The organism is Alistipes megaguti (genome assembly GCF_944320325.1).
GTDB classification, from domain to species: Bacteria; Bacteroidota; Bacteroidia; order Bacteroidales; family Rikenellaceae; genus Alistipes; species Alistipes megaguti.
Window position 1 is genome coordinate 44,895 of record NZ_CALUHA010000002.1, and the last position, 18,978, is coordinate 63,872.

Genomic DNA, 18,978 nt, shown 5'->3' on the forward strand with positions numbered 1-18,978 from the left:
GCCTTCCTTCTCCGAATTAGAGCCAGCCGTTACCGTTGGCCGTCTTGCGGACGGTGATGTTGAATTTCTGTACCGTGCCGTTGGCTTCGATCGAGGCAGTCGTTACCCCCTCCTTCAGGCCGATGAAGACGGCTTTGCCCTCCTTGATTTCGCCCGTTGCGACCGAGGTATTGTCGATCTTGAGCGTGTAGGAGAGGCTTTCTCCGTTGACGAAGTAGCGGGCGGGATCCTCCTTGACGGCATTCTCTTCCCCGATTCCGAGGTAGATGTTCGGGAAGGTGACGGCCGTACCGGCCTCTTCGCCCTCGATGGCGGCCAGGAGCTTGTCGGCATTGACCAGACCACCGGTCTTGCCGACATACTGCGACAGCGGGATGATCTTGGGATAGTTCTTGCCCATATCGCTCACATAGTGGTAATAGTTCTTGTTCCCAGTCTGGTAGTCGTCGATCGGGGTAACGCTTTCGACGAGCAGTTTGCGGAACTCGGCGGCGGTGAAGTGCTTGCGCAGCTTGACGGCGTAGGAGAGACCCAGCGCGGCGACACCCGATACGTGGGGCAGGCCATCGAGGTACCCTCCATGTAGCCGTATCCGGTTTGGTCACTGACCTGCGGGGGCATGGTCGAGAGGACGCATCCGACGGCGCCGCGTGCTGCGGTATAGGCGGGATCGGAGCTTTCCGAACCGATGTAGTCGAAGTAGTAGTCCTGGTCGCCGCCGGGAGCGGAGATGTTCGAACCGGGGCCGTAGTTCGAGAAGGTCGAGATGGTGTAGTCGGCGGCGATGGCGTTCACCGAGACACAGTAGTCCGCGGCGCCGGGGAATCCGGCCGAGGGGGCACTCTCGTTACCCGACGCAAAGACGGGGATACCGCCTTCGATGGGTCCGTTGGGCGAACCGGCGTTATGGACGAAGTAGTCGAGCGAAGCCTTCTCCAGCGGGCAGTTGGTCTCCCACTCCTCCTGGGTGGCGAACCCCGGGGTGTTTTCATAGCCGTTGGCCGTACTGGAGGTGTAGCCCCAGCTGCACTGCAGGATGACGGCCCCGTTATCGGCCGCGTACTTGATGGCGCGGGCCAGGCTGACCGTATTGCTCGAGGTGTTTCCGGAGAAGATCTGGCAGGACATGATCTTCACGCCGGGATTCTCCTCCGTGCCGCCGGCGATCGAGGTGATGCCGATTCCGTTGTTGTTTCGGGCGGCGATCACACCGGCCACGTGGGTTCCGTGGCCCGTATCGGCCGAGTTGTCGCAGGAGATGATTCCCGTATTGTTGATGAAGTCGTATCCGTAGTAGTCGCCGACATATCCGTTGCCGTCGTTGTCCTTGTGCGAGCCGTAGGTTTCGCCCTCGTTCTCCCACATGTTGTACTGCAGGTCGGGGTGGCGGAAGTAGATGCCCTCGTCGAGCACGGCCACGATGATCGACGGATCACCCGTCGTACGCTCCCAGGCCTTTTCGCAGTTGACGTCGGCACCGACCTGGAACTTGGCTTTGGCTACCTCGGCATCCTCCTCGGGATCGATGGTGAAGTGGTCCTGATAGCCGCGGTTGATCATGTGCCACTCCCATTTGAGGAGCTGGTCGTTGTAAACGTATCCGTTCTCACCCTCGGCACGGGTTGCGGGGGCATTGAGCAGCTCCTTGGGGAAGGGGATAGGCTTTCGGTCGGTGCGATAGGCCCGTTTGATGGTGCGGTTGGGCGTGGCGGCCTGGACCTCGCCGAGCATGTCGAGCACCTCGTCCACGGAGTAGATACCGCTGCGGGTTGCAGCGGCGTTGCTGCGGGTCTGAGCCAGGCCGCGTTCATCGAGCAGATCGCTGACCGCGGGGTCGAACTTCACGATGACCTCACCGCTCATCTCCGTGGGCTCCGACTGAGTGTTGGAGGCGGAGGGTTCGACGAGATCTTCGGTCGAGCAGGCATGGAAGGCGAACAGCGCCACGACGCTGAGGGCCGATACGAGATACATAGTGTTAACGGCTGCCGGTCTGGGATCCGGAGTCGGTTCCCGTCTCCTGGTCGCTGGAGCTGCCGGCCATCTCCTTCTTGGTGTACTTTTCGTAGTAATAGTTCAGGTTTACGGGCGTATTGGAGAAACCTGCCAGGTTACCCTTTTCGTCCTTGCCTTCCTGAGTGAAAAGCAGGGTGTAGGGGTCCCACCAGTCGAGAGCCGGGTGGTAGAGGATCCATTCGGGCAGCTCTCCGGTCAGACGGTTGAGGTTCAGAGCGAACATCTTCAACTGGGGCATGACGCGTTTGACATGTATGGCCGGGATGGTGTCGGGCCGGATGAAATCTTCATCGTCGTAATAACCGATCGTGGCGTCATCCTTGAAATCGGGGATTGAACCCTGGAGGTAGTTTACCGAGAGTTTCAGCGTGTCGAGACCCGCGATTCCCTTTGCCGCGTCGGGCTCCCACTTGAGCAGCCACGTGGGGAATTCGCCGAAGGTATCCTGGGCCGAATCGTACTTGGTATGCAGATAGAGACCGCCGAAGTTGGTCGAGATGCTGTTACTCAGGTCATAGATGAGCAGTCGCTGGTTGTTGACCATTTGCAGCGCATGGAGCTTCGGGAAGTTCTCCGGGTTGATGACGGCAGGCACCTGTTCGAAATTGTTGCTGCTCAGATCGAGGTACTCGAGGTTCTTCAGTTTGGTGAAGTTTTCGTCGAGTTCGGTCAGACCGTATGCACCGATAGTCAGCCGTTTGAGCTGCGTGAGTTCACAGATGTAGGGACCCGTGCTGAGGTTGAGCTGGAAGGTGTTCACGTTGCTGTAGAACTTGAGTTCTTCGGCCGCGGTCAGATACTGTACCTCGTAGGGGATGCCCTCCTTGGTGGAGAACGAGTTGAACTCGGCCGACTTGACACGGCCCTTCAGCGAATCGACGTATCCGCTCATGCCCTCTTCCCAGAGAACTACGCCGTCCCAGTTGTCCATTTTTTCGCCGGAGCTTTCCCAATTGGAGTCCCAGACTTCGAGCGACCGGGCAATGCCGAGCAGGGCTATGGAGTCACCTCCGCGTCCTGTGACGATGCGCTCAGCGGCATTTTGGTTGATGGTCAGTTCGTCGTTCCGGGCGAGCATTTCGGAGGTAACATCCGTTTCGGCAGGCGTGAACGAGAGGAGGGCATTGCGCTGCATCGGGGTGGAGTTGATACCCCAGGAGATGCGCAGGGAGACTTCGCGGGGGCGACGGCCGTGGTCGAGGTTAACGTTGAACTGACCGACATCGACCCAACTGGGTTCAGCTCCGGTCTCTTCGTCGACGACCTTGACATTGAAGGCGACATTGGTTTTCACCTTCACGTCGAAGTAGCGTTTGTCGAGCGTTGCATAGTTTTCGATGTTTACCGATGGCTCATCAAGGGTGATGGCATAGTCGAAACCCTTCTGCGAGACGTCGACACGCTTGTATTCGTTGTTATTGTCGGTATTAATAAAGAGGACATAACCGTCGCGAGGCGAGGTGGTGATGGCGGAGTCGATAATCAGGCTGCACTCTTTCGAACCGCGGCCGTTTGCGGGCAATACGGTGATCCAGGGTGCGGAGGAGGTAGCGACCCAGTTTTCGCCGGCCGATACGTTGACTTTACGGGTGCCGCCGACGGCTTCGATGTCGATCGAGTTGTTGTCGACCCCGAACTCGATCGTCTTGTCGGCCTCGGAGCAGGAGGCCATGAAGGCGACGGCGAGCAGCGCGAGGAAGATATGATTGCGTACTTTCATGGTTATTCGAGCATTTCAGGACAGTTGATGATATTCTGCGTTTTGTCGTAGGTCAGGGTGTAGGCTCCGGCTTGCCAGTAGTAGCAGATGTCCGAAGCGTCGAACGTGATGTTGGGGTTGTCGCTGATATCGAGGTTGTAGATCAGATAGGAGATTGTGTCGTCGATTTTGCGCAGGTCGTTTGACCCCAGATAGAGACCGCGCAGACCGGTGTGCTTGTAGATGCCCGTGGGCCACTCCTTCAGACAGCGGTTGCCGTTGTCGTCGCGCTGGCCGCGGACGGCATAGACCGTCAGCGTGAGGGCGTCGGTCGGTTCCCAGGGGAACTTCGAGAAGGCGTTGTAGGAGAGGTCCACACCGTAGAGGTAAGGCATGTTTCCGGCATGGAAATCATCCGGAAGCTCCTTGATACGGTTGTAGGTCAGGTCGATGGAGATCAGGTTTGCCTGGTTTTCGGGTTTGGGGGAGGTGAAGCAGTCCTTCTCGAATCCCTCCAGACCGTTTCCGGCCAGCAGGATGTAGCTGATCTGCGACTGGCTCTTGGCCATGCAGGCGGGATAGGTCTTGATCCGGTTGCCCGAGAGGGTGAAGGTCTTGACGTTGATACCCTGATACTGGCCGTTGTCCTGGTTTTCGAAACCGTCGATCTCGTTGTAGCCCAGCGAAACGCTCGACACGTAGTTGGGGGTGTTGCTGGTGAAGATGTCGGGGACCTTCGTAAGCTTGTTGTACGAAGCGGAGAAGGTCTCCAGGTTGTCGGTGTTGCAGAAGATGCGGCGGCCGTTGACCGTTTCGGTTCCGAAACCGGTGATTTCATTGTTCTCGAAGTAGAGCTCCGAGGGCATGAAGTTGTTGCCTAACGCGGGAATCACGCCCTGGATCTTGTTGTTGGCCAGGTCGAGCAAGTTGAGGCGCTCCATCTGCTTGATATCCTCGGGGAACTTCTCGAGGTTGTTGTCGCGGGCATAGAACATCTGGATCAGATTCTGCGACTTGCCATTGGCCAGGTATCCGATCGACCGGTAGATCTCGTCGGCCGTCCATCCGGGATGCTGAGCGGTACCCTGGTTGCAGGAGATGTTGACCTGTACCAGGGCGGGCATGTCGCCGACTTCTTTGGGCAGGCCGTGCAGGTTGGGGCAGTTGTAGATCTCGAGCAGCGTGCACGACGCGAGGTTGGCGATCGTCGTGGGGGTATTCGAGATGGGGCTGTTGGCGATGTAGAGATACTCGAGCTTGGTCAGGTTGCCGATTTCGTCGGGCAGGCTCTTGAGGTTGTTGCAGAAACGTCCGGCGATGACATCCTTGGGTTGGATTTCGACCTGACGGCCGCTCTTGCGGTCAAAGATCTGGTCCTCGGTGTAGCCCTGCTCATAGAGATAGATGGCCGGGCTGGTGAGGTTGTGCTCTTTGAGGGCCAGGGCGCAGGGATAGGACATCTGGGGCTGGATGTGCGTGGCTGCCAGATACTGCTTGTTGTAGGCAAGCCGGTTGCGGTTGCGGTCTTCGAGCGACTTCGACTGGTCGAGCATCGGGTCGTAGGTGCCGGTGTTGGTATCGCTGTGCGAACCGAGGTAGAGTTCGGCCAACTCGGTGAGCTGACCGATAGCGGCGGGCATGTCGCCGCTGATTCCGAACTCGCTGAGCACGAGCTTGGCCACACGGCCGTTCGAGTGGACCTCGACACCGGGCTGATCGATCCACAGGTCGGGCGACTTGTTGAAGTCCCAGTTGCAGCCCTTGTTGTAGTCCTGACCGCCGTAGTACCAGTTCGGGCCGTCGAGGGCCTCCCAGATGGCCTTCAGGGCGTATCCGTCCTGAATGTACTCATCGGCCTCCTGCATGGTGACGGGGGCTTTGGCATCGATCGTCTCGTTGTCCGTGACCGTAAAGTTGTACTTCTCGGGGATCCCGCCGGTGATGGTTTCGAGCAGGAGTTTGTTGGTGTCGTAGGTGACCAGGCCGGTGATTTCGTAGGTTCCTGCGGGGAGGAAAAGGAGCGAGTCGCAGGTGATCGACGAGGTCTGGTATCCGAATTTGTCGCTTTCGACATTCTCTTCGTCGAAGTGAACGTCGAAGTTCGCCTTCAGGTTTGTGAAAGTGATTTCCTCTTCGTCGGAGTTGGCCTTGTGGACGGAGACGTCGAAGTAGGCGATTTCGTCGAAGGTATATTCGCGGTTGCGGGATGAGCTTCGTGTTGCGTTCCATTTCCCGGTGAGTTCCGAGATATCCTTTACGAGGTTGAAACGGACCTTTCCGCGGGGGGCGACGTTTGCCGTAAGGTCATGGATGGTCCGGCCGCCGGCGACGACCGAAAGCTGGTTGTCGGAGACCGTACCGCTGTAGATCGGGGTATCGGTGATATCGTAGAGGATGAACGAGATGATCTGATAGTCACCGGCCATGAGCTCGAGTTTGTCGCTTCGCAGGCCGAACTCGGCAGCTTCGCTGCTGGAGGCCGAGAGGGTAAGGGTCTGCGAGATGGTCGTCGATCCGGACAGGAGTCTGATGCGGAGCTTGCAGGCCCGGGAGAGGGAGTCGAGCTGAGCGACCATATGGTCGGTCTGGTCGGCACGCGTGAGGCCCTGGGCATCCTGCGTTTGCGGATAGGAGGCCTCCTTGTAGAGCTTGAACTGGACATAGCCGTATTCGAGCTCACGATTGTCGATACCGTCGTCGTCGGAGCAGGCTGCGGAGCAGAGTGCGGCGCAAGAGACGACGAAGGCGAATAAGGATTTGATATTTTGAAAACAGGAGCCCCGGCCCATTCAACGGGGCCCCTGTTTTTGCAGTGTCAGAAAGCGTCAGTTGCCGAAGACTCGCCGCCTGCGCCTTCACCGGGTGCAGGTTCAGAACCGTAGTCATGGACGACGACAATAACACCGAGTGTACCTATTATCCAACCTTCGGGAGTGAGTTCCTGGAACACGATGGTTGCCGTATCTCCTTTCTGGGCCGTATCACTCATTTCCGTGTTGATGAAAAGCTCGGTCTTCCCATTGACAGCCTCCATCGGTTCGCATGCCAACCATGTGGTTCCTTCGGGATCTATCTTGACCTGGTTGTAAGTGGCGTCTGCGAAGAGGGTGCCGATACCGAGCTCGGTGTCGTTCGACTGCATCGGATTGGCCTTGCAGGTCAGTACATAGACCGGGTACTCTTTGTTCTCCCAGGGTCCGGCATAGTCGAAGATGTGGCTATCGTTCTCGTGATCCTTGAAGAACTGCTGGTCTTCATCCTTGTCCGGATCGAGCTTGGTAAGGGTTGCAATGGCATCTGGACCCTCGAAGCGGTCTTGTACCTCCGGGTTGATGGTGATGAAATCGTCGGTATCGCCGCTGGACGAAGCGTCGCTCTGTTCGATGGTAGCATAGACGTAGGGCTTGTACTCCGCCTTGAAGTCCGTCATGCCCTCCAGCATATTAAATGGATCATCCTGCAGTTCGTCGGCCAGACTCTTGGGCAGGGCGATCAGCTTGGCCGTACGGGCGGCTCCGGTTTCGTTGGGAGCTACCGTCACGGTGTACTGGTGTTTCTGAAAAACGTCTTCGAGTTCGGAGTCCCAGGTGTCGGCTATGGTCACCCATTGTGCCGGACCCTTTTTGAATACATATCCGACATGCTCAATCTCCTCGGCCACGTAGAAGGCCAGCCCTTCCGTACTGGAAACCGTCGTGGAGAGATTGTCCGAGATGGTTTCGTTCCCCAGTGTGTTGCTGATATACTTGCCTTCTTTGTTGAAGGTGAAGGTGGCGTCGATGTTGGCCAACGGATGGCGGACGATGTCGCGGAATCCGGGGATGCGCAGACAATATCGGTTGTGGGCGTTGTTTCCGGGATCCTCGTCGCGGTTGATGGATCTGTCGTAGAAGTCGAGTACGGCCGTGTGGGTGTCCAGATTGGTTGCGGAGAAGTCACCGGTGACGGTGATCTGGTAGCTGCCGGGATCATCCGCAATGGCCATTGAGGAGATCTCCAGCCCCTCGGGTTTCGAGATCAGCCAGCTGAAGTTGCCCTTGGCCTTGAAGACATACATGAAACTGCTTACGCGGAAGGGCCATTTCAGCTCTACGGTATCTCCGGAGGCCTGATCTGGGCCGGAGTATTTGGTCAGAGCGGTCTCCGGGTAGACATAGGGGATGGTGAAATCATCCGTTGTGAAATTATCCGTCGTGTTGTACTCCGAGGCGTAGAGTTCGAATTCGCGGGCCTTGTTGCCGCGGGTGATCTGGGCGATAACCTTGGTTTGGCCGTTCATCGTGAGCGAGACCTCGCAGACGGGGTTTTCGTCGAAGGTTCCCGTGGAGATGGATTCGACATATAGGGTGACGGGCTCCGTGCTGGCTTTTCCGGATACGGATACGCCTTCGAAGGGGTCGTAGCGGAGTGTGAACCAGCGTGAAGTTACCTCGTCGGTGGGGATCGACGCGCTCCAGTCCATGTTGGGGGTGAAGGTCACGGCGCAGGAGTTCTCACCGGCGGGGATGGTCGCCTGCAGCAGCTCCGGGAACGCGGGAGTGATCGGTGTATCAACGCTGTCGTCCTCCGACTTGCAGCCGGAGAGTATCAGGGCTGAACTCGCCAACAGAACCGATGTCCAATATAAAATCGTGTTTTTCATAAGACATTGCGTTTAGTGGTACTATAATTGGAGAATGAGAATTTGGATGGAATTTTCGGGTTTCTCATTCTTGGGCATTCCCGGGGTAGTTCGGATCCTCGCGCGGATCGCGTGCCCCTGACATGTTCTCTTCGGTTTTGAGCCGGACGGCCTCCTCGAGCGATACCCACTCCAGGGTGTTGTAGTAGTGTCCGACCGCACCCACCATGGTTCCGACGTTCTTTATATATACGTAGAGCCAGGCGGAGATGGATTTCTGGCACGTATTGTAATACGAGTCGTAGTAGGGGCTGACGGTACCGAGGATCTTGTCATCGCCGTTGATCTGTCCGAAGACGGTCTGCTCGTCGCTGAGGACCTGGTCTTCATCCATCTCAATGATCGGATTGTTGGGATCGTCGTTCGTCAGACGCATCGTGACATCGTATCCGTTGTAGAGGAAGTCGTGCAGGATGATGGTGTTGGGTTCCGTGGGGTGCTTTTCGGTGTAGATGAGCCGCTGGTAGTTGGTGTCCAGTGCGCTGGGGTAGTCGTAGAGCAGCAGCGACGTGACGACGCACCAGCCGCTGAACGTATCCAGATCATAGTTGCAGCCCTTGTAGAGGACAACCTTCGTGTAGTCGCTCTCGGGATAGAGGCTCGTCCAGCGGAGCTGATCGGGCATCACCAGATGGAGTTTGAATCCCAGCGAGTCGGTATCCTGAATATGATCGTAGCACCCGGCGATTTCGACATTGGCGGTACGTTCACCGGCCTTGATGGTAATGGTATTGGATAGGATCCGGTAGTGGTAGCCGTCGATGGCGTTGCTGCCCTGATCGATGGCCTCGACGGCGAACGTGCGGTCGTAGTCGCAGGCGACGGTCGAGGTTACCGGGACGGAGAAGCTGGCCTCGTCCGGGAAAACCCTGTAGGTCGACATCGTGTCGGCGAACATGATGTATTCGGCATCGGAGTAGGTCTTTTTATCCGCGTTGCATCCTGTGGCGAGGAGTCCGCCCAGGGCGGCCGTGCACAGTATGACAGTAATTCGTCTCATGTTTGAAAGGTCTTAGTAAACGGTGAATGCGTTAGTTGTTGCTCTCGTTGGGCTCGATTTCGGCGCCGGGCGATTCGAGTTCGTGGCGCGGGATGGGCCAAACGAAACGCGGGTCGTCGGCCTCGATCTTGAGCGAGCTGCCTTCGGTGAGCGAGCACGACTGGGGTTTACGTTCGAATCCCATGTGCCAGCGTTTGAGGTCGTTCAGACGGAAGCCCTCCATGTAGAGTTCGCGGACGCGCTCGGCGGAGATGGTTTCGAGCCAGTTGTTGGCGCTGACGGTGATGGCTCCGGCGCCGCCCGAGTAACGTTTCTGACGCAGCGTGGTGAGATCCTTGCTGGCCGCCGAGTAGTTGGGCGTCGGGAGGTTGCAGTAGGCCTCGGCACGGATCAGATACTGTTCGGCCAGACGGAAGAGCTTGGGCATCGAGATCATGTAGAGGTTTGCCGAGGTGATGAACGACTGGTTGCCGAAGTACTTGTACAACAGGGGCCACGTCAGTCCGTTGGCATAGCCGGTGGTGTACTCCTTGAAGTAGGCGTCGTAACGCAGGTCCGTATCGGCATAGGCGTCGAGCACCCACTGTGCGGGCACGTAGTCGGGATAGGTGTACGTGTAGTCGCGGTTGGCGTTGAAGAACACCTGACCCGGGGCGCCGCCGTAGGAGGTGGTCGTGAATCCGACCTTCCAGATGATCTCGAAGCTCGAGTCGTAGTTCCACATGTAGGTCAGATAGGTATCCGTGGATGTGTACTGCGTGTTGGCGTCGGCCAGCTGGAACATGTCGTTGCCGATGACCTTCGAGGCGTAGTCGACGGCCGTCTGATAGTCCTGCATGTAGAGGGCCACGCGGGCATGGAGGGCCTGTGCGGCAGCGGCCGAGGCGTAGATGTTGTTGTACTGGTCGTTGTCGTTGTCCAGCAACTCTTCGGCACGGTTCAGGTCGTCGATGACGAACTGGTAGGAAGCCTTGAGCGAGGCGCGCTTCATGGGTTCGGGCGTGGAGTACTTCGAACGCAGGACGACGCCGAGTTCGTTTTCGGCCGTTGCGGGGTCGTATGCCTTGCAGAAGCACTCGATGAGTTTTGAGTAGCAGAGTGCGCGGATGGTGTAGACCTCGCCGGTGTAGGTGTCCAGGGCATCGATGTTTTCGTAATTGGTCTCCTGCTGCTTGACGGCGTCGACGCGCTCGAGGAAGAAGTTGCAGCGGCTGATGACGCCGTAGAGAGCGGCATAGACCGATTCGACATCCTGATCGGTCGAGAGGAGGTTCCAGAGCCATGCGGGGCCGTAGACGTTCGAAAAGTTTTCGACGGCGTAAGCCAGATCGGCCTGAATGTCGGGCATGACGGTAAGGGTCCCGCTGAAGAGCGAGCTGCTCATCAGACCTTCGTAGATGCCCGTGAGGATCTGTTCGGCATCGTCGAAGGTCTGCATGGCCTCGTCTTCACGGATGGACGATTCGGGCAGTTTGTCCAGACACGACGAGGTGCCGGCTACCAGAAGAATCGCGGCGATGAGTGACTTGATATTTCGTAACATATTCATTGGCTGTCGATTAGAACGTGAGGTCGAGACCGAACGTGAATTGGCGGGACATGGGATATTGCGCCTGATACATGTTTCCGATACCTTCGGGATCGAGGCCCGAGAATTTGGTGAACGTGAAGAGGTTCTGCGCCTGGGCGTAGATTCGTATTCCGTTGATGAACCGGGTTTTGCGCAGCAGTTCCTGGGGGAACGAGTAGCTGAGCATGAGGTTTTTCAGACGCAGGAACGAGGCATCCTCCAGCAGACGGTCGTCAAACTCGGTGTAGACGCCGTGACGCGGGATGTCGGTGATGTCACTGGGCTTCTTCCAGCGGTCGAGCAGCTTGCGCGACTGGTTGTAGGCGCTGTAGCGGCCGTTCGACTCGTCGAAGTATCGGTCGTTGTTGATCATCCAGCGGTCGGCCACCCACGAGAACTGGGCCGAGAGCGAGATTCCCTTCCAGGAGAGGTTCGTGCCGAAACCGCCGGCCCAGGGGGCGTTCATGCTCTTGCCGACGAGCACCTTGTCTTCGTCGCGCATTTCGGTGGTGATTTCGCCGTCCTTGGTGTACCAGAGGGCGTCTCCGTTTGCGGGGTTGACGCCGGCGAAGCGGTTGACGTAGAATTCGCCGCTGTCGTGACCGACGACGAGCTTCATCGACGTAGCGGACATTTCATACTCCTGCACGCCGTTGTAGAGTTCGAGGTACCGGTGCTGAAGGAGATCTGTGCGTTCGAGAGCCAGCGGCTGACGCTCTCCATGAAAGCTTCGTTGCGGAGGTTCCACATGAAGCCCAGGGACCAGAATCCGGCCCAGCGGCGGTTGGCGCCGAAGCGCGACGAGGCGTCGGCACGGATCGAGAAGTCGGCATAGTAGCGGTCGTCGTAGTTGTACTCGCCGCGGCCGAAGACCGACATGTAGGAGTAGTCGTCATCGGTCGTGTCGCTCCACGAGGTGACGCGCGTACCGGAGGTGATGTTGACCAGTTTGTCGTTGTTCTGACCTTCGGCCCGCAGCGTGAATCCCTCGTAGTGGTAGTTGACGCCCTCCTGACCGAGCAGGAAGTTGAACGAGTGCTTGTCCTTCTGGAACTGATAGTTGAGCGTGTTGGTGACCGAGAGGGTCAGCGCATCGCTCGAGAGGCGCTGGGCGTTGCCCTGACCGAGATTCGGGGCATAGCTCGGGGCCGAGGTGCTCAGACCGGTCATGTGTGAGAAGTCGACGTTGAACTGCGACTTGAAGGTCAGCCCCTCGATGATGGTAGCCTCGGCGAAGATGCTCGACACGAGTTTGTATTTCTTGTAGGAGCGCTGGTTGTTCTTGATCCACTCCAGGGGGTTCTGTCCGTCACCCTTCCACGATCCGTCGTTGACCGAAGCGAGCGATCCGTCGGGGTTGTAGGGGTTCCAGTAGGGGAGCATGAATCGGGCGGCGGAGATCGGGGTCACGAGGGTGTATTCGCCATCGTCAGCCTGTTCGATATCCTGGTAGTTGAGCATGGTGTTGGTCCCGATCTTGAGCCACTTGGCGGCGCGCTGTTCGATATTGGCACGGATGGAGTACCGGTCGAAGTTCGAGCCCAGGGCGATACCCTCCTGGCTGTAGTATCCGCCCGAGACGTAGTAGTTTGTCTTCTCGTTGGCGCCCGACACGGAGAGTTCGTAGTTCTGGAGCATGGCGGCGTTGTTGTAGACTTCGTCGAGCCAGCAAACGTCGGTTTGGCTGAGGAGGTTGTAGTCCTTTCCGTCGGTCAGTCCGATCTCCTTTTCATACTGGATGCGCTCCTCGGTGTTCATCAGGTCCCGGTTGCCCTTGGCGATCTGGGAGAAACCGAGCTGCATGCGGTAGGAGATGATGGGCTTTTCGGCCATTCGACCGCGTTTGGTGGTGATGACGACGACGCCGTTCGAGGCACGCGAACCGTAGATCGAGGTCGACGAGGCGTCCTTGAGGACGGAGATCGACTCGATGTCGGAGGGGTTGATGGCGTTGAAGTCGGAGCTTGAGATGGGAATACCGTCGAGGATGTACAGGGGGGCGGTACCGGAGTTGATGGAGTTTGTACCGCGGATGGTGAACGTAGCGGCGACGCTGGGTTCACCGGTGTTGGACATGACGGTCAGACCGGGGACCTGTCCCTGGAGGGCCTGGTCGAAGGCGGCCGTAGGAGTTGATTCGACCTTTTCGGCCTTGACGGTTGAGACCGAACCGGTGATTGTTCCCTTTTTGCGGACACCGTAAGCGATGACCACGACATCGTCGAGGGCCTGAGCTTCGGGCTGGAGCTCGACTTTGTGAGTGAGTTTGGCAGTTCCCTCGGGGACGGTGAATTCGGCGACCTTGAAGCCGATGTAGTGATAGGAGAGAACTGTTCCGGGAGCGACGACGATGGAGTAGGATCCATCGCCGAGGGTGCTGACACCGCTGGTGCTGCCGGAAAGTACGTGAACACCGACCAGAGGAGCTTTGTCTTCGGCCGATGTGACGACACCGCTAACCGTGATACTTTCCCCCCCCCTGGGCCAGAGCGGGTAATGAACACAAAAGGAAAGCGAATTTCAGTAGTAGAATTTTTGATTGTTGCATAGTGAAATTACTTTCTGTCGCCACAAATGTGAATATTATAAATAAATGATTTAAACAAACCGGTGAATGGACCGAAATGTAATCTTTCTGTTGACAAAGTGTATTGTCGCCTATTATTGAAATAATTTAATATCTTGTTTTACAGTCTTTTAATGTAAAATAACAGTTTGTAATCTAAAAGGCGAAAAAAATATAAAAAAATTTTTTCAAAACTCGGAAAATGGGGCGGAAAAGGGGAATTTGGCAGAAAACAAGGAGGAGTTCCCGGAGCGGAAGCAGGTTGATTCTTGAAGGTTGCCGAGGGGACGTAATGTACTAAAAGTAGCCTTATATGCCCTTGTAGGGCGGTTTTTTGGATTGATTGCCAATTTTGGTAAAGAAAGAGGATTGGCTTCCTCAACTCTTGAATGACCCGTTGTGTCGATCGTTTATGTGGAGAAAGTCCAAAGTAATAGATTGTAATCAAAAATGGCCAAAATACTTTTGATATGAAATTTTGATGTGATTTGCAACCGGATTTTACGAGCGTTGTTTCCGGAAAACTATTTCGGCCATTTTCGTTTATATGATCGGATCTGCTTATTGTTGGATCTGGGGGCGGGGCGATCCGATTTGGCTGGATCCCGTTTTGATGCGCAAAGTCCTGTAAATATATATTTTACGGATATTGACAGCACTCCCGATGGGTTTTGTCCGGAGCGGGGGTGACTGTCCGGATTGTCCAATGGAGAGGGGTTGCGGACAGGGCTGGGTCAGCGGATCAGACCGGCTTCGTAGTAGATGATGATTTGTTCGATCATCTTGTCTTCGCCCTCGCGGTCGTATTGCGATTTGAGATCCTGTCCGAAGACCTTCGAGACGCCTTGCCAGAATCCGGCGATGAATCCACCGCGGAACTCCTTGAGGACCTGGTAGGCGGTGTATTCGGTTTCGCGGTCGATGAGTTTGAGCAGGACGCGGCCCTGGGTTCGTGTCATGTGTTTCAGTACGGGGGTGTACTCCTCCTTGATCTGGTTGTACACCTCCTTGATATAGGCTTTCTGGGCTTTTTTTGTTGGGAGGCGGCAGAGTTCGTCCTCCATTTCGGCCATTTTGGCGCGTGCGATCTTGGCGATGGGGTATACCTTTCGCACGGCATCGACCAACCGGCGGTAACGTCGCAGGTCGACCGGTCGGCTGAAGACGTAGACGGGCAGGATATGGACCAGAGCGATGGAGTCGCCGTTTTTCTGGACTTCCCACTCCTGATGCCAGAATCCGCGACCGCCCTGGGCCATCACTTCGGGGAGTGCGGCCGTGATCAGGAAGAGGAGCAGGAACCACTTTTTCATGATCGGCAATGGGGGATCAGTCGACAGAAAAACGGGCGGCCCGGGGTTAAAATTGCGTCGAAAGGTCGTTTTTTGCGCCCGATTTGCTTATCTTTGCCGGCGTCACACCTGCGCAAATATACGACAACTTCGCGGGAGAAGCAAATCCTGGGGGTGCGGAACGGATCCGGATGTCGGGAGCGAGTGGTGTGCGAATGAAGAAAAACGAACCAAAACAGGAAAAGGAGATGCTTGAAGCAGGACTTTCGGGCCGCAGCACCACGATGGTGACGGCTGAGAATACGGCCGCCGCGATGGGATCGGGCGACCTTGCGGTATTTGCCACGCCGGCGATGGTGGCATTGATGGAGCATGCGGCGATGGAGGCCGTGGCCGGGGAGTTGCCCGAGGGGTCGACGACCGTGGGCTCGGAGATGAACACGACGCACGTGAAGCCTTCGAAATTGGGAGCCGAGATCACCGCCACGGCGGTTTTGACGGCGGTTGAGGGGCGCAAACTGACCTTCAACGTCGGAGCGCGCGACGAGGTCGGACTGATCGGCGAGGGAACGCACGTCCGCTACGTGGTGGACCGCCGCCGCTTCCTGGAAAAACTGGGCTGACTTCGCAGCCGGTGAACGACGCCGGCCCGTGCCGTACGGCAAACAGGGTGGCTGCCCCTTGGGGCGGTCACTCTGTCTGTTTTCCGGGGGTGGTACCCTGTCTGTTTTCCGGGGGTGGTACCCTGTCTGTTCTCGGGGTTGCCTTGTCTGTTCTCGGGGCGGTCACCCTCCCTCTTTCCGGGAGCAGACGGATCGGGGAGGAGACTTTCCGGCGGGCGTTTTCCGATGGAGGTTATCCGCCGAATCCGAACCAGAGGTGTTCGATCCAGATGACGCCGATTCCGGCGGCATATCCGGCCAGAGCCAGGAGCGAGATATGGCGGGCATACCATCCGAAGGAGATTCTTTCGAGTCCCATGGCGACGACACCGGCGGCCGAACCGATGATGAGCAGACTGCCGCCGACGCCGGCGCAGTAGGTCAGCAGATGCCAGAAGAGGCCGTCGGGGAGGAATGCCCGGGCAAAGGCGGGATCGGCCGCCGCGGCCACCGCGGCGGCATCAGCCACGGGATACATGCCCATGCAGGCGGCCACCAGCGGGACATTGTCGACCACCGACGAGAGCAGACCGATGACCGAAGCGATCGGGAAGGCGGCGTGTACGTGCAGGTCGAGCCAGCGGGCAGCCGACGCGAGCATTCCGGCCGATTCGAGGGCACCGACGGCCATAAGGATTCCGAGGAAGAAGAGGATGGTCGGCATGTCGATGTGCTTGAGGACCTTGGCCACGCGGGGTTGGATCGACTCCTCGAGATTTCGCAGCGCGCGTTTTCGGTAGTAGATCACCTCGGAGAGAATCCACATGGCGCCCAGCGAGATCATCATGCCCATGTAGGGGGGCAGTCCGGTGAGGCTTTTGAAGAGCGGGACGAAGAGCAGGCTGAGGACACCGACGAGGAGCATGAAGCGCCGCAGCCGAGGGCCGATATAGGGAGGACAGACGTTCGGGAGAGGTTGCGGAGCGGGGGTGCTGCCCGGGGTGATGAAACGCATGGCGAGCAGCGTGGGGAGGGCGACCGAGACCAGACAGGGCAGCAGCAGTGCCGCGACGAGCCGGGCGGCGGTGACATTTCCCCGCATCCAGAGCATGATGGTCGTCACGTCACCGATGGGCGACCAGGCTCCGCCGCTGTTTGCGGCGATGACGATCACCGAGGCGAAGATCCGGCGTTCGCGCGGATCGGCGATCAGCCGCCTGGCGAGCATTACCAGAATGATCGTGGTGGTCATGTTGTCGAGCGCGGCCGAGAGCAGGAAGGCGACTGCGGCGACGATGAGGAGGAGTTTGCGATGGTTTCGGGTGGAGATGTGGTCGGTGATGACGACAAATCCGCCGTAGGAGTCGATGAGGTTGACGATGGTCATGGCTCCGATCAGGAAGACGAGGATTTCGCACGTGTCGCCCAGTTGTTCGACGAGTTGCTGCTGGATCGAGGGGTCGTTTCCGGCGAGACTGAGCAGGGTCCAGATTCCGCCGGCCATCAGCAGGGCGATGGCTGATTTGTCGATATGTGTTTTGTGCTCGAGAGCGATCAGGAGATATCCGATCGCGAAGAGCAGAGCCATGGAGGTGATCATGCTGTCGTGGTGGTGAAGGTTTGGGGTCCGGAGGAGCGGGCCAGAGGTTCCAGATTTTGAAACCGGGCTTTTTTTGAAACCGGGCTTTGGAATTGGAAAAAATTTCGTATCTTTGTCCCGCTTTCGAGCAAGAGATTGAGCTGTGGTGTAATGGTAACACAGCAGATTTTGGTTCTGTCGTTCTGGGTTCGAATCCCGGCAGCTCAACCTGAGAAAGGTGGCCATCCGCAAGGAGGGGCCACCTTTTTTTGGATGAAGAGGGATGAGGGGGGGGTGAGAATGGAGTGAGGGCAGGGGAGGCCCACTTTCGGGAGGAGCGGTGAGAACTCCTTTTTATCCGGAAGGAGCCTCTGTCGGAACCCATCCGAAAGTTTCCCGAAAGTTTCCCGGAGCCTTGGAGCGAACCCGTGGACCGCCGATCCCGAAGAGGCCAATAGGAACAGCCCGGAGCCTGTTGCCGAAGTCCGTTGCCGATGCCCGATCCCGAGCCGTTGCCGGCGGACCCCCGTGTCAATGCCCGGGCCAATGTCTGACGCCGGAACCCAGTGCCGGAACCGCCACATCGCCCTCTTCCTGCCGAAATCCTTCCCCTGCCGGAGTTGCCGGAGCCGGTTATTGTCGGTTCTTGTGCGCTTCCGGCCGGGACTCCCGGTCGCACTCCTGCGTTTGAGACCCCTCGGCGGGATTTTCTCGGGAGCAGCGGGTGCGGCTGTCGATGCAGGAGGAGAAGAGTGCCATGGTTTCGAGATTGTCCGGGTCCGTTTCTGCGGAATTCGCGTTTTCGTTCGAAGGACGTGAGATGTCGTGCGTGGATTGTTTCATGCGCTTGTCCGTTTGAGGACTATTTGCGGTTTGTTTTTTTGCGGTGAGAGATCAGTGCGGCGATCCACAAGAGCAGGATGGCGCCGATGACGGCCGTTACGAGGCTGCCGAGAGTTCCGACGGGAACGAGCCCGATCCAGGAGAGGACCCAACCGCCGAGCATGCCGCCGATGAGTCCGACGAGCAGATTGACAAATAATCCCGAGCCGCTGCCCTTGACAATTAGGTTGGCGATCCATCCGGCCGCCAGACCGATCAGAAGATACCAGATAAAATACATAGGTCGATGCGTTTTTTGATTACGCATCGCAGGGGAGCAAAATCCGTTCCGAAACCGGATCCGGGCGACGGACGGAGCCATTCCTTTCAGCGCTTTGCCGTCGGAGCGGGGCTCAGCACCCGGTTTTGAGGGCCCGGGCCAGCTGATCGGGACAGGAGGTCCCTTTGCCGTGGCAGTCGATACCCTCGAGGCGGGCGATCACCTCGTCGGCCTTCATGCCGCGGACCAGGGCGGCAACCCCCTGCGTATTGCCGTGACAACCGCCCGTGAAGGAGACGTTGCGGACGATTCCGTCTTCGATATCGATGTCGATCTGCCGCGAGCAGGTTCCCTGGCAGGGGTGGGTTATGTGTCGGATCATGGAATGAATCGTTATTTGGGTTTTCCGCCTGCAAATATACGAAAGCGGAGGGCTTCGTGCAACTCCCGGTGCCGGAGCGAGGATCTTTCCGTCAGAGGGGTAAAGGAAAGAGGGCCGCAACTTCTGAGTTGCGGCCCTCCTTGTCGGGGATCCGAGCGGGGATATTACTGACGCTGGAGATCCGAGTTGTCGGCAACGACCATGTTTTTGTCGATGCGGAGCGTTACGTTGCTGTCCACTTCGATCAGGAGGGTCGTCTCCTTGATCTCCTTCACGGTACCGTAGATACCGCCGGCGGTGATGATCTTGTCACCCTTTTTGAGGCCGTCGCGGAACGCCTGCATCTGCTTGCGGCGCTTGGCTTCGGGTCGCCACATGAAGAGCCAGAGGACCAGCACCATCAGGACGATCATGATAATGAAACTGTACTGCTGCATGAATCCGGGCTGCGGTTCCACGGGCGGAGTTTGAAGGAATTGAATCATAATG

At 57.7% G+C, this 18,978-nt stretch carries 14 protein-coding genes, 1 tRNA gene and 1 pseudogene; 2 read left to right on the forward strand and 14 right to left on the reverse strand.

Annotation, left to right across the window (positions count from 1 at the left end; all coding sequences use genetic code 11):
* Positions 1 to 16: 16 nt before the first annotated feature.
* From PUQ42_RS10290 to PUQ42_RS00890, 9 genes and pseudogenes are all read right to left on the reverse strand, one after another.
* Positions 17 to 400, reverse strand: coding sequence for a hypothetical protein (locus PUQ42_RS10290; protein ID WP_337956008.1), 384 nt, complete (start codon positions 398 to 400; stop codon positions 17 to 19).
* Between the two features lie 5 nt (positions 401 to 405).
* A complete protein-coding gene (locus PUQ42_RS00855) occupies positions 406 to 1,974 on the reverse strand; it encodes a S8 family serine peptidase (protein ID WP_337956009.1) in 1,569 nt (522 codons plus the stop codon).
* A gap of 4 nt (positions 1,975 to 1,978) precedes the next feature.
* The gene (locus PUQ42_RS00860; protein ID WP_273369929.1) at positions 1,979 to 3,736 is read right to left on the reverse strand and encodes a BACON domain-containing protein; all 1,758 of its coding nucleotides are present in this window, start codon (positions 3,734 to 3,736) and stop codon (positions 1,979 to 1,981) included.
* A gap of 2 nt (positions 3,737 to 3,738) precedes the next feature.
* On the reverse strand, positions 3,739 to 6,504 hold the full coding sequence (locus tag PUQ42_RS00865; RefSeq protein ID WP_273369930.1) for a DUF4458 domain-containing protein: 2,766 nt from the start codon (positions 6,502 to 6,504) through the stop codon (positions 3,739 to 3,741).
* A 26-nt stretch (positions 6,505 to 6,530) separates the two neighbouring features.
* The gene (locus PUQ42_RS00870) at positions 6,531 to 8,357 is read right to left on the reverse strand and encodes a hypothetical protein (protein WP_273369931.1); all 1,827 of its coding nucleotides are present in this window, start codon (positions 8,355 to 8,357) and stop codon (positions 6,531 to 6,533) included.
* 64 nt (positions 8,358 to 8,421) lie between these two features.
* Positions 8,422 to 9,396, reverse strand: a complete 975-nt coding sequence (locus PUQ42_RS00875) for a DUF4984 domain-containing protein (protein WP_087404031.1) — start codon at positions 9,394 to 9,396, stop codon at positions 8,422 to 8,424.
* Positions 9,397 to 9,427: 31 nt separating this feature from the next.
* The gene (locus PUQ42_RS00880; RefSeq protein ID WP_273369933.1) at positions 9,428 to 10,939 is read right to left on the reverse strand and encodes a RagB/SusD family nutrient uptake outer membrane protein; all 1,512 of its coding nucleotides are present in this window, start codon (positions 10,937 to 10,939) and stop codon (positions 9,428 to 9,430) included.
* 16 nt (positions 10,940 to 10,955) lie between these two features.
* Positions 10,956 to 13,432 (reverse strand): annotated as a pseudogene (locus PUQ42_RS00885) (SusC/RagA family TonB-linked outer membrane protein).
* A gap of 834 nt (positions 13,433 to 14,266) precedes the next feature.
* Positions 14,267 to 14,845 (reverse strand): DUF4294 domain-containing protein, encoded by a 579-nt coding sequence (locus tag PUQ42_RS00890; RefSeq protein ID WP_087309189.1) that lies wholly within the window; start codon positions 14,843 to 14,845, stop codon positions 14,267 to 14,269.
* A gap of 227 nt (positions 14,846 to 15,072) precedes the next feature.
* Here PUQ42_RS00890 and PUQ42_RS00895 point away from each other — a divergent pair, with 227 nt between their 5' ends.
* On the forward strand, positions 15,073 to 15,447 hold the full coding sequence (locus PUQ42_RS00895; RefSeq protein ID WP_273369934.1) for a thioesterase family protein: 375 nt from the start codon (positions 15,073 to 15,075) through the stop codon (positions 15,445 to 15,447).
* A 232-nt stretch (positions 15,448 to 15,679) separates the two neighbouring features.
* On the opposite strand, the gene nhaD is transcribed toward PUQ42_RS00895, so the two are convergent.
* Entirely contained in the window at positions 15,680 to 17,026 is a 1,347-nt protein-coding gene (nhaD, locus tag PUQ42_RS00900) for a sodium:proton antiporter NhaD (RefSeq protein ID WP_273369936.1), read from the reverse strand.
* 136 nt (positions 17,027 to 17,162) lie between these two features.
* On the opposite strand from nhaD, the gene PUQ42_RS00905 reads away from it, so the two are divergent.
* Positions 17,163 to 17,233: transfer RNA gene (locus PUQ42_RS00905), tRNA-Gln, on the forward strand.
* 405 nt (positions 17,234 to 17,638) lie between these two features.
* Here the strand turns inward: PUQ42_RS00905 and PUQ42_RS00910 are convergent.
* From PUQ42_RS00910 to yajC, 4 genes are all read right to left on the reverse strand, one after another.
* The gene (locus tag PUQ42_RS00910; protein WP_122120639.1) at positions 17,639 to 17,848 is read right to left on the reverse strand and encodes a hypothetical protein; all 210 of its coding nucleotides are present in this window, start codon (positions 17,846 to 17,848) and stop codon (positions 17,639 to 17,641) included.
* Positions 17,849 to 17,867: 19 nt separating this feature from the next.
* Positions 17,868 to 18,128 (reverse strand): GlsB/YeaQ/YmgE family stress response membrane protein, encoded by a 261-nt coding sequence (locus tag PUQ42_RS00915; RefSeq protein WP_087309190.1) that lies wholly within the window; start codon positions 18,126 to 18,128, stop codon positions 17,868 to 17,870.
* A 112-nt stretch (positions 18,129 to 18,240) separates the two neighbouring features.
* On the reverse strand, positions 18,241 to 18,489 hold the full coding sequence (locus PUQ42_RS00920; RefSeq protein WP_087309191.1) for a TIGR03905 family TSCPD domain-containing protein: 249 nt from the start codon (positions 18,487 to 18,489) through the stop codon (positions 18,241 to 18,243).
* A 164-nt stretch (positions 18,490 to 18,653) separates the two neighbouring features.
* Positions 18,654 to 18,974: a preprotein translocase subunit YajC gene (yajC, locus tag PUQ42_RS00925; protein WP_162992884.1), complete on the reverse strand. Its 321-nt coding sequence runs from the start codon at positions 18,972 to 18,974 to the stop codon at positions 18,654 to 18,656.
* Positions 18,975 to 18,978: the final 4 nt, after the last annotated feature.

Excerpts from the sequence above, each read along its gene's own strand:
- nhaD (WP_273369936.1), bottom strand. The coding sequence starts at position 17,026 with ATGATCACCTCCATGGCTCTGCTCTTCGCGATCGGATATCTCCTGATC.
- PUQ42_RS00920 (WP_087309191.1), bottom strand. The coding sequence starts at position 18,489 with ATGATCCGACACATAACCCACCCCTGCCAGGGAACCTGCTCGCGGCAG.
- PUQ42_RS00890 (WP_087309189.1), bottom strand. The coding sequence starts at position 14,845 with ATGAAAAAGTGGTTCCTGCTCCTCTTCCTGATCACGGCCGCACTCCCC.
- PUQ42_RS00865 (WP_273369930.1), bottom strand. The coding sequence starts at position 6,504 with ATGGGCCGGGGCTCCTGTTTTCAAAATATCAAATCCTTATTCGCCTTC.
- PUQ42_RS10290 (WP_337956008.1), bottom strand. The coding sequence starts at position 400 with ATGGGCAAGAACTATCCCAAGATCATCCCGCTGTCGCAGTATGTCGGC.
- PUQ42_RS00880 (WP_273369933.1), bottom strand. The coding sequence starts at position 10,939 with ATGTTACGAAATATCAAGTCACTCATCGCCGCGATTCTTCTGGTAGCC.
- PUQ42_RS00860 (WP_273369929.1), bottom strand. The coding sequence starts at position 3,736 with ATGAAAGTACGCAATCATATCTTCCTCGCGCTGCTCGCCGTCGCCTTC.
- PUQ42_RS00915 (WP_087309190.1), bottom strand. The coding sequence starts at position 18,128 with ATGTATTTTATCTGGTATCTTCTGATCGGTCTGGCGGCCGGATGGATC.
- PUQ42_RS00870 (WP_273369931.1), bottom strand. The coding sequence starts at position 8,357 with ATGAAAAACACGATTTTATATTGGACATCGGTTCTGTTGGCGAGTTCA.
- PUQ42_RS00855 (WP_337956009.1), bottom strand. The coding sequence starts at position 1,974 with ATGTATCTCGTATCGGCCCTCAGCGTCGTGGCGCTGTTCGCCTTCCAT.
- yajC (WP_162992884.1), bottom strand. The coding sequence starts at position 18,974 with ATGATTCAATTCCTTCAAACTCCGCCCGTGGAACCGCAGCCCGGATTC.
- PUQ42_RS00910 (WP_122120639.1), bottom strand. The coding sequence starts at position 17,848 with ATGAAACAATCCACGCACGACATCTCACGTCCTTCGAACGAAAACGCG.
- PUQ42_RS00895 (WP_273369934.1), top strand. The coding sequence starts at position 15,073 with ATGCTTGAAGCAGGACTTTCGGGCCGCAGCACCACGATGGTGACGGCT.
- PUQ42_RS00875 (WP_087404031.1), bottom strand. The coding sequence starts at position 9,396 with ATGAGACGAATTACTGTCATACTGTGCACGGCCGCCCTGGGCGGACTC.